The sequence below is a fragment of the Vibrio sp. M250220 genome, from assembly GCF_036533795.1.
GTDB lineage: Bacteria > Pseudomonadota > Gammaproteobacteria > Enterobacterales > Vibrionaceae > Vibrio.
The window spans coordinates 1-14,606 of the sequence record NZ_JATABI010000005.1; the positions used below are offsets into that span (position 1 = coordinate 1).

Annotated in this window: 16 protein-coding genes; 8 read left to right on the forward strand and 8 right to left on the reverse strand. The window is 45.0% G+C overall.

The window, feature by feature from the left end; all coding sequences use genetic code 11:
- Positions 1-77: 77 nt before the first annotated feature.
- The 4 genes from csdA to QTN94_RS02975 form a co-directional block, all read right to left on the reverse strand.
- On the reverse strand, positions 78-1,289 hold the full coding sequence (gene csdA / locus QTN94_RS02960) for a cysteine desulfurase CsdA (protein ID WP_331426811.1): 1,212 nt from the start codon (positions 1,287-1,289) through the stop codon (positions 78-80).
- Positions 1,289-1,888 carry a DJ-1 family glyoxalase III gene (locus tag QTN94_RS02965; RefSeq protein ID WP_331418440.1) on the reverse strand — a complete coding sequence of 200 codons (600 nt, stop codon included), beginning with the start codon at positions 1,886-1,888 and terminating at the stop codon, positions 1,289-1,291. The genes csdA and QTN94_RS02965 overlap by 1 nt, the downstream gene beginning before the upstream one ends.
- Complete coding sequence (gene panE, locus QTN94_RS02970) at positions 1,888-2,775, reverse strand: 2-dehydropantoate 2-reductase (RefSeq protein WP_331426813.1); 888 nt, start codon at positions 2,773-2,775, stop codon at positions 1,888-1,890. Before panE ends, QTN94_RS02965 begins: the two co-directional genes overlap by 1 nt.
- A 110-nt stretch (positions 2,776-2,885) precedes the next feature.
- A complete protein-coding gene (locus QTN94_RS02975) occupies positions 2,886-3,695 on the reverse strand; it encodes a nucleoside-specific channel-forming Tsx family protein (RefSeq protein WP_331426815.1) in 810 nt (269 codons plus the stop codon).
- Positions 3,696-4,040: 345 nt separating this feature from the next.
- Between QTN94_RS02975 and QTN94_RS02980 the strand changes: the two genes are divergently transcribed.
- The 3 genes from QTN94_RS02980 to QTN94_RS02990 all read left to right on the forward strand — a co-directional run bounded on the left by QTN94_RS02980 (position 4,041) and on the right by QTN94_RS02990 (position 5,922).
- Positions 4,041-4,613 (forward strand): LON peptidase substrate-binding domain-containing protein, encoded by a 573-nt coding sequence (locus tag QTN94_RS02980; RefSeq protein ID WP_331426816.1) that lies wholly within the window; start codon positions 4,041-4,043, stop codon positions 4,611-4,613.
- Positions 4,614-4,678: 65 nt separating this feature from the next.
- Positions 4,679-5,263 carry a sigma-70 family RNA polymerase sigma factor gene (locus tag QTN94_RS02985; RefSeq protein ID WP_138973498.1) on the forward strand — a complete coding sequence of 195 codons (585 nt, stop codon included), beginning with the start codon at positions 4,679-4,681 and terminating at the stop codon, positions 5,261-5,263.
- Positions 5,260-5,922 carry a ChrR family anti-sigma-E factor gene (locus QTN94_RS02990; protein WP_138973497.1) on the forward strand — a complete coding sequence of 221 codons (663 nt, stop codon included), beginning with the start codon at positions 5,260-5,262 and terminating at the stop codon, positions 5,920-5,922. Before QTN94_RS02985 ends, QTN94_RS02990 begins: the two co-directional genes overlap by 4 nt.
- A gap of 52 nt (positions 5,923-5,974) precedes the next feature.
- On the opposite strand, the gene QTN94_RS02995 is transcribed toward QTN94_RS02990, so the two are convergent.
- The 4 genes from QTN94_RS02995 to QTN94_RS03010 form a co-directional block, all read right to left on the reverse strand.
- Positions 5,975-7,366: an AmpG family muropeptide MFS transporter gene (locus QTN94_RS02995; RefSeq protein WP_331416152.1), complete on the reverse strand. Its 1,392-nt coding sequence runs from the start codon at positions 7,364-7,366 to the stop codon at positions 5,975-5,977.
- 71 nt (positions 7,367-7,437) lie between these two features.
- A complete protein-coding gene (locus tag QTN94_RS03000; RefSeq protein ID WP_331416151.1) occupies positions 7,438-7,983 on the reverse strand; it encodes a peptidylprolyl isomerase in 546 nt (181 codons plus the stop codon).
- Entirely contained in the window at positions 7,983-8,552 is a 570-nt protein-coding gene (locus QTN94_RS03005; RefSeq protein ID WP_331416150.1) for a YajG family lipoprotein, read from the reverse strand. Before QTN94_RS03005 ends, QTN94_RS03000 begins: the two co-directional genes overlap by 1 nt.
- A 60-nt stretch (positions 8,553-8,612) precedes the next feature.
- A complete protein-coding gene (locus QTN94_RS03010) occupies positions 8,613-9,743 on the reverse strand; it encodes a methyltransferase (protein WP_331426818.1) in 1,131 nt (376 codons plus the stop codon).
- Between the two features lie 137 nt (positions 9,744-9,880).
- Here QTN94_RS03010 and bolA point away from each other — a divergent pair, with 137 nt between their 5' ends.
- The 5 genes from bolA (at position 9,881) to QTN94_RS03035 (ending at position 14,604) form a co-directional block, all read left to right on the forward strand.
- Positions 9,881-10,189, forward strand: coding sequence for a transcriptional regulator BolA (gene bolA, locus QTN94_RS03015; RefSeq protein WP_331416148.1), 309 nt, complete (start codon positions 9,881-9,883; stop codon positions 10,187-10,189).
- Between the two features lie 431 nt (positions 10,190-10,620).
- The gene (locus QTN94_RS03020) at positions 10,621-11,961 is read left to right on the forward strand and encodes a Na(+)-translocating NADH-quinone reductase subunit A (RefSeq protein WP_269376644.1); all 1,341 of its coding nucleotides are present in this window, start codon (positions 10,621-10,623) and stop codon (positions 11,959-11,961) included.
- Positions 11,962-11,967: 6 nt separating this feature from the next.
- Complete coding sequence (locus QTN94_RS03025; protein ID WP_331416147.1) at positions 11,968-13,212, forward strand: NADH:ubiquinone reductase (Na(+)-transporting) subunit B; 1,245 nt, start codon at positions 11,968-11,970, stop codon at positions 13,210-13,212.
- Positions 13,202-13,972: a Na(+)-translocating NADH-quinone reductase subunit C gene (locus QTN94_RS03030; protein WP_331416146.1), complete on the forward strand. Its 771-nt coding sequence runs from the start codon at positions 13,202-13,204 to the stop codon at positions 13,970-13,972. The genes QTN94_RS03025 and QTN94_RS03030 overlap by 11 nt, the downstream gene beginning before the upstream one ends.
- Positions 13,972-14,604: an NADH:ubiquinone reductase (Na(+)-transporting) subunit D gene (locus QTN94_RS03035; RefSeq protein ID WP_331426820.1), complete on the forward strand. Its 633-nt coding sequence runs from the start codon at positions 13,972-13,974 to the stop codon at positions 14,602-14,604. Before QTN94_RS03030 ends, QTN94_RS03035 begins: the two co-directional genes overlap by 1 nt.
- Positions 14,605-14,606: the final 2 nt, after the last annotated feature.

A 14,606-nucleotide genomic window follows, 5' to 3' on the forward strand; every position in this document is an offset into this window, starting at 1 on the left:
CTTCTCGCTTCTCGCTTCTCGCTTCTCGCTTCTCGCTTCTCGCTTCTCGCTTCTCGCTTCTCGCTTCTCGCTTCTCGCTACAACATATCTACCGCTTTCGCTACAGCTGCAACGAGTCTCTCGACATCTTCTTCAGTGTTGTAGGCGGCAAAAGAAGCGCGAATGGTGCCTTTAACTCCGAGGGCATCCATAAGCGGATGAGCACAGTGATTACCTGCTCTTACCGCGATAGCTTGCTGATCGAGTAGAGTGGCAACGTCTTGATGGTGGACTCCCTCGATAATAAACGAGATCACCGATGAATGGTCTTGGTAGCCGAGGATACGGACATCATCAAGTTGTTGTAACCCTGATTTAGCCAGAGTCACTAAGTGATGAATATGCCCCTCAAGTTTTTGATGATCTAATCCTCGATACCAATCGATGGCGGTGGACAGTGCGATCGCACCTGCTACGTTAGGCGTGCCAGCTTCAAATTTACCTGGTAGTTCGCTAAATGTCGTACCTTCAAAAGAGACACGTTCAACCATTTTTCCGCCACCATGCCAAGGGGGCATCGCCTCTAACAGAGCCTGCTTTCCAAATAGCACTCCGATCCCTGCTGGTGCATAGAGCTTATGACCAGAGAAAACGTAAAAGTCGGCACCCAGTTTAGACACATCGACAGACTCATGGACAATTCCCTGAGCACCATCAACCACCACCACAGCTCCTGCTGTGTGAGAGCGCGTGATGATCTCTTCGATTGGTTGTCGAGTCCCTGTTACGTTGGTGATATGAGCCACAGCGACGATTTTGCTCTTAGCGCTTAGCAAAGAATCAAATGCAGAGAGATCCAGTTGACACTGTGCTGTCATGGGAATTTTAACGACTTTGGCGCCAGTCTGTTGTGCCACGATTTGCCACGGTACTATGTTGGCGTGATGTTCCATCTCACCAACCAGTATTTCATCACCTGGCTTGAGTGTGCTTCGCGCATAAGTTTGAGCGATGAGATTGAGCGCTTCAGTTGCCCCACGAGTCCAGATTATCTCTTTACTTGAGTTCGCTCCGATAAAGCGGGCCACTGTTTCACGAGCACTCTCAAATTGGCTGGTGGCTTGAGCGGTCAAGCTGTGGCTGCCGCGGTGAACGTTGGCATTTTGCTGGCTGTAATAGTGAGAGATGGCGTCTATGACACATTGAGGTTTTTGTGTAGTCGCTGCACTATCTAGATAAACCAGCCTTTGTTGATTGATCTGCTGCTTCAGTGCAGGAAACTGCGCCGCGATTTGCTGGACATCAAACATTACTCTTCACCTAGATTGTGGTACTGCAAGGTAGGCATAGTGACCATTGGTTCTGCGACACTCCATGCGTGTGCTTTACCTGAGAGATTAATGATTACTTCCATCGCGAACTCAAGTGCGGTCCCCGGTCCTTGGCTGGTTAAAAGGTTATGATTGGTATCGTAAGTCACGCGCTTTACACGCCAGTTTTGAGCGGGGATGTGGCTTTCAAAACTAGGGTGGCAAGTCATGAGTGCGTCGGGATAAAGACCATGGTGGGCAAGGACTAAAGCGGGTGCAGCACAAATCGCAGCGACGAGCTTGCCTTCGTACATTTGTTGTCGAACGATTTCAACCAGCACCGTACTGTCACGGAATGTTTCTGCGCCTTGCACTCCGCCTGGTAAGATCACCGCATCAAATTCATCGTCAGCGATATCAACCAACTTGCAATCAGCAGTCAGTGTCACTCCTCGTGATGCTTTCATGGTTAACTGACCATCGAAATCTGCACTCGCAACAATGGTTTCATAGCCAGCCCTGACCATCGTATCGATGATGGTAACGGCTTCCATTTCTTCTGTGCCGGGTGCGATAGGGACGAGGACTTTCTTTGTCATTATTGATTCCAACTTTGTTCTATGTTTTTGATTTCGTCATAGAGAGTACGATTTACTGGTGTAGGGATACCATGACACTGTGCCCTTTCGAGCAAGTATCCTGTGATAAAGTCTATCTCGCTTTGGCGTTTATGAACAATATCCTGATTCATCGACGATAAGTTATTTTCCGTCGCTTCTATCACTTTGCGAACGTTGGCTGCAACTTCCTCTTTGGTGGTTTCTACCCCTTCTGCCGACATGACTTGGGCGACTTCTTCCACCACTGCATCTATGGTTAGTGCAAACTGCTGGTCGGCAAGTCTCCCATTTGGAACTTGATTTATCGCCGATAGGGGATTGATGGCACAGTTAATCGCCAATTTGTTCCACAATGCGCTAAGAATATTTGGATTCCATCTGACTTCCGGCAAGCTGTGTTGAAGCACTTCGGCGAGGAATTCGCAGCGTTTGCCTGCGATATTATATCCGCCTATTTGGGTATTGCCGTGGCCAGTATGGCGGACAGTGCCGTGACTATCTCGAAGCGCACCGTGAGTCGTTGTGGCGATAAGCAGTGGGTTATTCGGCAGCAAGGTCAATATTTTCTCTGCGGTTCCCATACCGTTGTGCATGAGTACGATCATGGCCTCATCGGCAATGTGTTGCGTCAAGGAAGCTAAACTCTTTGCTACTTGAGGTGCTTTAAGTGTCACCAGTATGAGATCAGCATTGCTTAGTGAGTCGATGACGTTGTTATCAAAACGAACGGGAGAATACTGTTCGAGTTGAATAGACAGCGTTGAGGTCGTTTGTCTGGACCAAACGGAGACCGAGTGTCCGGCGGTATGCAAATGAGACGCCCAAAGAGAGCCAATAGCGCCAGGGCCGAGAACTACAATATTCATCTGTTCGCAAGTCGGTGGGTTTGGCAAAGAGAATAAGGCTATACAGAGAGAAAGCAAATAAAAATGGCACCCTAAGGTGCCATTTCGAATGCTTTTACTTATGAGTTCAATTAGAACTTGTAAGTAACTGCTAGGTAGTGACCTACACCAGAAGAACGAAATGCTTTTGTATCTTCGATACCGTAAACGTCTTGGTATGCTTTCAGGCCGTAACCAACTGCAAAGCGGTCAGAGTGCCAGTAGATACCGTTAAACATTGCACCACCAGTGCTTGATGTAGCGTATTTTTTGTCTGTATCCATACCAAATTGGAAATCGATGTAACCTTGGTAAGAGATGAATGAACCGTTCTCAAAGAAGTAGAAAGGTTTAAACCAGTTAGTCGAGATTTGGTAACCGTTCCAGTCTTTCTTGTTTGAATCGTATGTACCGTATAGGTTAAGACCTATTTTGCCTAACCATGGAACCATTACGTCTGAGCCCAAACCAATTTTTTGTTGGTTTACAGCGAACGCGTCTACTTTAGAGGTCGCACCATCCCAAGTAATCTCTGAAGCAACGTATAGTTCTTGCACAGGACCAAAAGATAGGTCTTTACCCGTTACTGCGTCTAGAGACATACGAGGAGCAAATTTCATGAAGATTTTGCTGCTTGCATTAGCTTTATCGCTACCAGAGTCACTTGTTAGGTTAAATATGTCAACGTAACCATATAGGTCGAAGATACCAGAACGGCCGCCAAACTCCATTTCCATGTAATCATGAGTTGAGTTACCTGGTTTCTCATTGAATGCACCCATTAGGTTAAATTGCATCCATTTGTAATCGTTCTTGTGAATGTCGCCGTCTGAATAGTCAGCAGCCATTGCAGGTGCAGACATTGCTGCAACAACACCTAGAGCTAAAAGTGATTTACGCATAGTGGGAACTCTCTATGTTTGTTAATTTCAATATTTGTTCGATATTTACTTAGTTGCACAATCTTAGCTGTGCTTAATGGATGTGAATAATATCGATAAAAATCTCAAAATCCATGTGCAAATGATGTAAAAAAATATAAAACAGGTGATCTGTATCTCATTAACAGGCAAAAAATAACGTTCCAATGGAACTTTCATCCCGTTGCACAAAAAGTGAAACAGGTATCGATTACGCAAGCGTTCACTCTAAATTTAATGTCTATCAACTATTCAACATATTCGGTTAATGATCGCTTTTGCGACCTGTAACGTAACTGTTAATAAAATGGTTGGGAGTGATTTTATATGGCCGAAGTAATGCTTTTCCCTCTAAGTTCAATAGTTCTCCCTGAGGGAAAAATGCGACTAAGAATTTTTGAGTCGAGATATAAACGTTTAGTCTCTCAAGCGATGCGTGCGGATGGCACTTTTGGCATCTGTATGTTTGAAAAGGCGAAAGAGTCTGGTGAAAATGAGCTATCTAAGATTGGGACGCTGGCACAAATCGCCGATTTTGAAGTGCTAGACGCGGGTTTATTAGGAATCACAGTGACAGGATTAGAAAGATTCGAGATAGATCAGGTGCGTGTTGAATATGATGGTCTTCGCTATGCGAAAGTGACTAAGCTACCCAACTGGCAAGTTGAACAGCTTAGTATCGAGACGGAGTCTGTCGCTCAGCATCTCGCGCAGGTTTATGAGCGTTTTCCCGAAGTGAGCAACTTGTATGACCAAAAGTTTCTGGATGATGCAAGCTGGGTTAGTCAAAGATGGCTTGAGATATTGCCGCTGTCCAAAGGCCAGTTTGATCATCTTGCTGCTGCGCGTGATTGTCGTGAGGCGATACAGTTTTTAAATAAAGCGCTCTTTAGCCAATAGCTAAATGATCTTTCCATGAATTGAAGCGTATATACTGTCTAAGGGTACCGTTTAAGGATATCGAAATGGCCAATTCAGATAGCCAAGCTTTCACCAAAGCAGATTGGGCTGAGTGTATGGAAAAAGTGAAACAGCAGGACAAACATGCGTTTGCATTGGTTTTTAGTCATTTTTCTCCACGTCTCAAGCAATTTGCCTTCAGGCATATGGGCAATGAGCAGATTGCCGTAGAAGTCGTTCAAGAAGCGATGACAACCGTATGGCAAAAAAGCGCGTTATTTGATAGCAGTAAGAGTTCGCTTTCTACATGGATTTTTACGATAGCCCGTAACCTTTGTTTTGACATTTTGCGCAAACAGAAAGGTAGGGATGCGCATATACATTCTGAGGATCTTTGGCCTAATGATTATTGTCCGCCAGATATGGTGGAACATTATTCTCCTGAGGCCGAACTACTTAAACTACAGGTGGTTAAATATTTGGATTTGCTGCCGGAATCTCAACGCAAAGTCGTACAGGCAGTTTACTTGGAAGAGTTACCGCATCAGCAAGTCGCAGAGATGTTTGATATTCCCCTTGGAACGGTTAAGTCACGGTTGCGCTTAGCAGTAGAGAAACTTCGAATTTCGATAGAGGCAGATACACTATGAGTTACCATCCAGATGCATCCGTTTTGCAAGCATACGCTCAAGGCACGTTGGATGATGTGAGCGCTTTTACGATAGCCACCCACATCGAAAGTTGTCCACGCTGTCGAAGCCAAGTTAACGGGTTTGAACAGCTATACGGCGAAGAGCTAATGGCGAGCGATATTAGCGTCAAAGATGACTTCGATGCTATGTTCGACAAAATTGTCGCTCTTGAACAAAACAGTGACCCTATGAGGCTTCCTCGTATGCCGACGTTTGTTGAAGTGAATGGCAAGTCCTTTCGTCTTCCTCTGTCGCTATCGCGTTTTAGAGACCGGATCAGCGATTGGAAGAGCTATGGAGGTAAGGTATTTAGCGCGGCAATAGATATCTCGCCAGATGCTAGAATTAACCTGATGTACATTAGCGAAAATGTGGCTATTCCCCAGCACACTCATAAAGGCACGGAGTCGACCTTGGTTCTTCACGGTAGCTTTAGCGATGAAGATGGGCACTATGGAGTGGGGGACTTCTTGTTCAAAGATGGAACAGTAAAACACAGTCCATACACTAAACAGGGTGAAGATTGTTTGTGTTTGACTGTACTCACACAGCCGATGATATTCACTCAAGGTGTCGCCAGAGTATTCAACTTATTTGGTAAGGGGCTTTATCCCTAGTCAGAAAATTGATGCGAGAAAAAAGGCTTGGTGAGAAACCAAGCCTTTATTTTTATTGTTGTGCTGTGTCCTGTTGATCTGCCTGTTGAGAATCTCTCTGCTGAGCTCTGTTTAACATATCCGTGAAATAATGACGCAACGAATAGAGCATAATCAAACTCGGTATTACCATCAGTGCCGTCAGGACGAAGAAGGTTGACCAGTCGTTGAGGTAGTCAACCAGTTCTCCCGAGAAAGAGGCGAGTGTTGTTCTACCGAAGTTGCCTAAAGAGGCGAGTAAAGCGTACTGAGTAGCAGAGAACGCTTGACCTGTGACCACTGTCAAGAATGACACAAAGGCAACGGTTGAGAATGCAGAAGTGAAGTTATCGACAACCAAAGTGGCTAAGAATAATTGCTCGCTCGGCCCTACTTTTGCTATCCAAGCAAACATGAGGTTACTTGACGCCATGGCAATACCACCGATCATTAAGCCACGTACGATACCGAACTTCACGTTAACCATACTGCCGATCAAGGTGAACACAATTGTGAGCCCCCAACCAATCAGTTTTGAATAGTAACCAATCTGCTCGTTAGTAAAGCCTACTTCTTTATAGAAGGTAATCGACATTCGACCTAAGAAAGCTTCTCCAATCTTAAAGAGGAAAACAAACAGTAGTAGGGTGATTGCGACTCTAAATCCGTTACTTCTGAAGAAATCGAGGAAAGGTTCAACGACAGTGACCGTGATCCATGCGACGATACGATTGCCAACGACTTTACTGTGACGTTGTTCGGCTTGCGCTTGCAACGCGTCACGTTGAGTTTTGGGTTCACCAACTAAGAGCGTGAAAATCATTAATAGGACGACAATCGCCGCCATTCCATAGTAAACCCCATTCCAGCCAATAGAGTCAGCGTTGATAAAAGCTAAGTAACCTGGCACCGAATAGCCCGTCCACCAACCGATAACCGCCATCGCTGACGCTTGTGGCAATTTAGAGGGCTCTGATTTAGGGAATGTATCGATACGAAAGGCATCAATGGCGATGTCCTGAGTTGCCGACGAGATAGCGATACCCAGAGCAAGCATTGAAGTGAGCATTAGGTTTTGTGATGGGTCGACACCGGCTATTAATAGGGTACAAACTAGCACGATTGATTGACAAACAAAGACCCAACTTCTTCGCTGTCCGAGCATTGCATGCAGAAGAGGAATACGGACTCGGTCAACGAGTGGTGCCCACAGGAAATTAATGGCGTAAACGGCAAATACGCTACCAAAGTAGCCTATTGCTGCACGTGTGAGTCCGGCGTCTTTTAACCAACCTGACATATTTGAACCGATCAGAACCCAAGGAAAGCCGCTCGAACAGCCAAGCATAAATACCCACATTAGGCGCTTGTCCATATAACTGCGAATCGTCTCTAGCCAAGACATAGAAGGAGAGTCTGAAGACATACACAAATCCTTGTTTGAGTGTTTGGTCAGCAAGAAAACAGAAGGCTCTAACAAAGTAGAGCCTAATATGATTATTTGATGAGTGTGGCTTTGGTGATAATGATGGGTTCTACTGGTACATCGCGGTAGCGCCCTTTGGTTGTTGTTGGCTTGCTCGCCATAGTTTGGATAACGTCAAACCCTTGAGTCACTTTGCCAAATACAGCGTAGCCAGGTGGACGTTGATCATAATCCAAGAAGCTATTGTCGTTATAATTGATAAAGAACTGTCGAGTCGCTGAATCCGGGTTATTAGTACGTGCCATGGCAATGGTCGCACTATCATTTTTAAGCCCGTTATACGCTTCGTTTTTGATCGGAGCGTATGTCGGTAGGGGGTTCATATTCTCATCAAAACCTCCTCCCTGAGCCATAAAGCCAGGAATGACTCGATGGAACTGAGAACCGACATAGCTGCCATCGTTGACATACTTAATAAAGTTAGCAACGGTAATCGGTGCTTTGTTTTCATTTAGCTCGACTGTAAAAGAGCCTAGGTTTGTTTCAAATTCTACCTTCGGACCCGCTAGCGCAAGTGAACTGACTAATGCGAGTGAGGCAAATGTCATTTTCAACATTAGAAACGCTCCTGCATGTAGTTCTGAAGTTCACGGTCGTTGGCCACTTCTTGAAGAACTAAGTTGATGACGTCATTAAGAACAACTTCAATTTCTTCGTTAGAAGCACTGAGCGCCCCCGTGCGCTTGGCTGTACCAGTGTAGGTCTTAACCAGTTTACCTTGTGGTGTTTCAGCCGTAATTTCAATGACTACCTTACCATCCATCTGGTTTTCCATCACAGTGTGCTGAACGGACACTAAGGCTTCTTGAACTTCGACTTCAATTGAGCTTTCACTATTGACGGTACTGCGGAAACCTTGTGACTGGAATTGCTCCAATAGCGCATTTTCAATTGAGATACGTATGTTTTGTTTAGAATGAATCGGTTCAATATTTGAACGACCGCTATCGACAAGAGCAACGTATTGTGCAGAACGCACGTCTTTACTGGTTAGCGTAAATGCCGCACCTTGAACCAGATTGCTGTTGCTAAGGACAGCTTTAGGCATAAAATTAATTTGCTCTTGCTGCGGAGCTGAACACGCAGTAAGTAGTGCCATTGACGCGACTAGAACCAGTTTTCTCATTGTAATTTCCTTTCTTTGTAACTCTGCGAGCTTATACAAACGTAAACAGATAATAGAGGACTATTTAGTCGCTTGTAAAATAACAAATTTCTTATTGGCAGCGACCACTTTGACGTTTGACTTACCAAATAGCCTAGATAGCTTTCCATCGTAGCCGAGGTGACGGTTACCGATAACTAATAATTGCCCACCAACAGTAAGAATTTGCTTTGCATCACAGAACATCTGCCATGCAATATGATCGGTGATAGCTTGCTGCTGATGAAATGGGGGATTACACATGATCATATCCACATCGCTCGCCGTCATTCCATCTAAACAGTTATTCGCAACGCACTCTATTTCTCTATCACTACCAAGATTGGTCAGGAGGTTTTGTCGAGCCGACTCGACCGCCATAAAGCTCTCATCAACACAGGTTAATTTAATTTGTGGGTTTAATTGCCCCATTTTTACGGAAAGGACACCATTACCACAACCTAGATCGACCACATGTTTAAGATTTTGGTTTGTTGGTAAGTGCTCAAGCATAAAGCGCGCACCCAAATCTAAGCTTTCTCCTGAATAGACATTTGGTAGATTGTTTAGCGTAATGTTCTCTTTTTCTACTGACCATTGAGTATTGGCAGAGACTTGGGTGGCATTAGCGTTATTTGCTGAGCTAAAGACTAGACGGTGTTTTTTCCAAGCAAGTGAGGTTTTTGTTTCACCCAAATGTTTCTCGAAAAGCTTAAGTGTCGAGGAGTGGATCTCTTTTGCTTTGTTGACAGCAATAACAGGAATTATCTCGTTCAGTGTTTGACGCAACTGACTGAGTTGCCAAATTAAGTGCCTATTGCTTTTGGGTAACTGAATCAAAACCAAATCTACATCGGCTGGTACTTCATCCATAGTTGTTATGAAGCCGACGCTAGGGCACTGATTGTGTTGCATGTTTGCAAGAGTACCTTGCTGAGAAATAAACGAGTCACTCATCATAGTGATGCGATGTTTGTCACTAAACCAGCAACTGAGTGCTCCAAAGTTGTCGTTGACGATTAAGATATGCTGGTTGGGCTCTAGTCCCATATCTTCAACATGGTTGATTAGGTATTCGTCTCCCGCATCCCATGCCTGAAGAGTTTCGTTGTTTCTCTTTGGGTATCGGAATAAAGAAAGGGTTCGCTCATGCAGTGAAAGCTCAGTGATCATAATAGCAACGCAAGGTTATCGGTCATTGGGGGAATTGTCGCAAAACGCTGCGGTCGTGAAAACTAAAACCTTTAGCTTTTCGCTTAAGGCGACTATTATCTAGCCCATTATGTTGTTTAGTCTGATGGTAAAGTGCAATGCTTCAGGAAATAATAGAAAGCAAACTTACAGATACATTTGAACCTAGCTACCTAAGTGTTGTTAACGAGAGCTATATGCACAATGTGCCAGCCGGTTCAGAAAGCCACTTTAAAGTGGTGATTGTGAGTGAGAAGTTTGAGGGATTAAGGCTGATTGCTCGCCACCGTCAAGTGAATCAAACACTGGCTGAGGAACTGGCAAACTACATACATGCGTTATCGATGCACACCTACACAGAGCACGAATGGCAGCAACACAATCAAATCGCGCCGGACAGCCCTATGTGTATGGGTGGTGACAAATAACTGCTGAAAAAGGGTAGCATGGCTGCCCTTTTTAGTTAGTCCAAAAAAGGTATTGTTAACAACATAGAAACAATAAATACAGTGGTTAGTTTTAAATAAGATTGTTTCACGATGTGAATATGTAGTGTCATTACTCTTTTTGCGGCTATTTCTGTTTGTGCGATGGCTCAAACTTATGACTATTCCTTAGTCTTTTAAACTCAATTCCTTCGAAATATGTACCTTATTCCCTGCATTGGTCATGGCATCAACTTCCTAAAAGATGCTAAACTACCGCACCTGATAAATCTCGCCGATTTCTTGTGACGAGATTTTTAATAGGATGTTGCGATTTTGGTGTTTAAAACAGCACCGAAACCGGACACTAGTGTCGTGTCTAAAAGTTACGCAATCAAAGAATCTTTTTCCCGATAAAAGTAGTGCAAGTGCGTATGATTACAATAAAGAAGGGTTTGGACCTTCCTATCGCAGGAACTCCTACCCAGGTGATTAATGATGGTAAGACCATCAAAAAAGTCGCCTTGCTTGGCGAAGAGTACGTCGGCATGCGTCCTACTATGCATGTCCGCGTAGGCGATGAAGTAAAGAAAGCTCAAGTTCTTTTTGAAGATAAGAAGAATCCGGGAGTGAAATTTACTTCACCAGCAGCTGGTAAAGTGATCGAGATTAACCGTGGCGCTAAGCGTGTGCTTCAGTCTATTGTGATTGAAGTTGCAGGTGAAGAGCAGGTGACATTCGATAAGTTTGAAGCTGGCCAACTAGCAGGTCTTGACCGTGAAGCGGTTAAAACTCAGCTTGTTGACTCAGGTCTTTGGACTGCTTTACGTACTCGTCCGTTCAGCAAGGTTCCTGCAATCGAATCTTCTACGAAGGCTATTTTCGTAACTGCTATGGATACTAATCCTTTAGCGGCTCAGCCTGAGTTGATCATCAATGAGCAACAAGAAGCGTTTGTTGCTGGTTTAGATGTGCTTTCGACTCTGACTGATGGCAAGGTTTACGTATGTAAATCTGGTACAAGTCTTCCTCGTTCTTCTCAGTCTAATGTTGAAGAGCATGTATTTGATGGCCCTCACCCAGCAGGTCTCGCTGGCACCCACATGCATTTCCTATACCCCGTGAATGCAGAAAATGTGGCGTGGAGCATCAACTACCAAGATGTTATTGCGTTTGGTAAGTTGTTCCTAACTGGTGAACTTTACACTGACCGTGTTATCTCTCTGGCTGGTCCAGTGGTGAATAACCCTCGTCTAGTTCGTACTTCTATTGGTGCAAGCCTAGAAGACGTAACAGATAGCGAGCTAATGCCAGGTGAAGTTCGTGTGATTTCTGGTTCAGTACTAACAGGTACTCATGCAACTGGTCCTCACGCTTACCTTGGTCGTTACCACGTGCAGGTTTCTGTATTACGTGAAGGCCGCGAAAAAGAGCTGTTCGGTTGGGCTACTCCTGGCAAGAACAAGTTCTCGATTACTCGCTCATTCCTTGGTCATCTATTCAAAGGTCAGTTGTTCAACATGACAACGACAACGAATGGTAGTGACCGTTCTATGGTTCCAATTGGCAACTACGAACGCGTAATGCCTCTTGATATGGAGCCTACTCTGCTACTTCGTGATCTATGTGCAGGTGATACGGATAGTGCTATCGCACTAGGTTTGCTTGAACTAGACGAAGAAGATTTAGCATTGTGTACCTTTGTGTGTCCTGGTAAGTACGAGTACGGTGCGTTACTACGTGAATGCCTAGATATCATTGAGAAGGAAGGGTAATTTTCCATGGGTCTTAAAAAGTTTATTGAAGACATCGAGCATCACTTTGAGCCTGGTGGTAAACATGAGAAGTGGTTTGCGCTTTACGAAGCAGCAGCGACTCTGTTCTACACGCCTGGTCTAGTGACAAAGAAAAGCTCGCACGTTCGTGATAGCGTTGACCTAAAACGCATCATGATCATGGTTTGGTTTGCGGTATTCCCAGCAATGTTCTGGGGTATGTACAACGCAGGTGGCCAAGCTATTGCAGCACTAAATCACATGTACGCTGGTGATCAGCTAGCAGCGGTTGTTGCTGGTAACTGGCACTACTGGTTAACGGAAATGCTTGGCGGCACTTTAGCGGCTGATGCTGGCGTTGGCAGTAAGATGATGCTTGGTGCAACTTACTTCCTACCAATCTACGCAACGGTATTTATCGTTGGTGGTTTCTGGGAAGTGCTGTTCTGTATGGTGCGTAAGCACGAAGTTAACGAAGGTTTCTTTGTAACTTCTATCCTGTTTGCACTGATCGTTCCACCGACACTTCCTCTATGGCAAGCGGCACTAGGTATTACCTTTGGTGTTGTTGTTGCTAAGGAGATCTTTGGTGGTACGGGTCGTAACTTCCTAAACCCAGCTCTTGCTGGCCGTGCGTTCCTGTTCTTCGCCTACCCTGCGCAAATCTCAGGTGATGTAGTATGGACTGCAGCTGATGGCTTCTCTGGTGCAACCGCACTAAGCCAGTGGGCTCAAGGTGGTAACGGTGCACTGGTTAATGCAGTGACAGGCGCTCCAATCACTTGGATGGACGCATTCATCGGTAACATTCCTGGTTCAATTGGTGAAGTTTCAACACTCGCACTGATGATCGGTGCAGCGATGATCGTTTACATGCGAATCGCTTCTTGGCGCATCATTGCAGGTGTAATGATCGGTATGATTGCAACAGCAACCCTGTTCAACGTGATCGGTTCTGACACTAACCCAATGTTCAACATGCCATGGCACTGGCACCTAGTCCTAGGTGGTTTTGCATTCGGTATGTTCTTTATGGCAACAGACCCTGTATCGGCTTCATTTACTAACAAAGGTAAATGGTGGTACGGCGCGCTGATCGGCGCGATGTGTGTTCTGATTCGTGTAGTAAACCCAGCGTACCCAGAAGGTATGATGCTGGCGATCCTATTTGCGAACCTGTTTGCACCTCTGTTAGACCACATAGTTATCGAGAAGAACATCAAGCGGAGACAAGCACGCTATGGCAAGTAATAACGATAGCATTAAAAAGACGCTGGGTGTTGTTATCGGGTTGAGCCTTGTTTGTTCAATCATCGTATCAACAGCAGCCGTGGGTCTACGCGACAAGCAAAAAGCTAACGCTGTACTAGATAAGCAAACTAAGATCGTTGAAGTAGCTGGCATTGAAGCTGAGGGTAAAAAAGTACCTGAGCTATTTGCTGAGTTCATCGAACCGCGCCTAGTTAACTTTGAAACTGGTGCGTTTGTTGACGGCGATGCTGCAACTTACGATCAGCGTAAAGCAGCAAAAGATCCAGCAGAGTCTATCAAGCTAACAGCTGACCAAGACAAAGCTAAGATCCTACGTCGTGCTAACACAGGTGTTGTATACCTAGTGAAAGATGGCGACGCTGTATCTAAGATCATCCTACCGGTACATGGTAATGGTCTTTGGTCAATGATGTATGCATTTGTTGCGGTTGAAACTGACGGTAATACGGTATCTGCGATCACTTACTACGAGCAGGGTGAAACTCCTGGACTTGGTGGTGAAGTTGAGAACCCATCTTGGCGTGATCAATTTATTGGCAAGAAGCTTTATGATGAAAACTTCAAGCCAGCTATCAAAGTTGTTAAAGGTGGTGCCCCAGCCGGTTCTGAACACGGTGTTGATGGCCTATCAGGTGCGACACTAACAGGTAACGGTGTTCAAGGTACATTTGATTTCTGGTTAGGCGATATGGGCTTTGGTCCATTCCTAGCAAAAGTTCGTGACGGAGGTCTGAACTAATGTCTAGCGCACAAAACGTTAAGAAGAGTCTGTTAGCACCAATATTGGATAACAACCCAATCGCGCTTCAGGTTCTTGGTGTTTGTTCTGCTCTTGCAGTAACCACCAAACTAGAAACGGCTTTTGTAATGACACTAGCGGTTATCTTTGTAACTGCACTGTCTAACTTCTTCGTTTCAGTAATCCGTAACCACATTCCAAACAGCGTGCGTATCATCGTACAGATGGCAATCATCGCATCGCTAGTAATCGTGGTAGACCAAGTGTTGAAAGCATACCTATACGATATCTCTAAGCAGCTATCGGTATTCGTAGGCCTAATCATTACAAACTGTATTGTAATGGGTCGTGCTGAAGCATTCGCAATGAAGTCTGAGCCAATCCCATCTCTAATCGATGGTATCGGTAACGGCCTTGGTTACGGTTTCGTTCTTATCACTGTTGGCTTCTTCCGTGAACTGTTTGGTTCAGGCAAGCTGTTCGGTATGGAAGTGCTTCCTCTAGTGAGCAACGGCGGTTGGTACCAACCAAACGGTCTGATGCTTCTAGCGCCATCAGCATTCTTCCTAATCGGCTTCCTAATCTGGGCAATCCGTATTCTGAAACCAGAACAAGTAGAAGCGAAGGAGTAAGG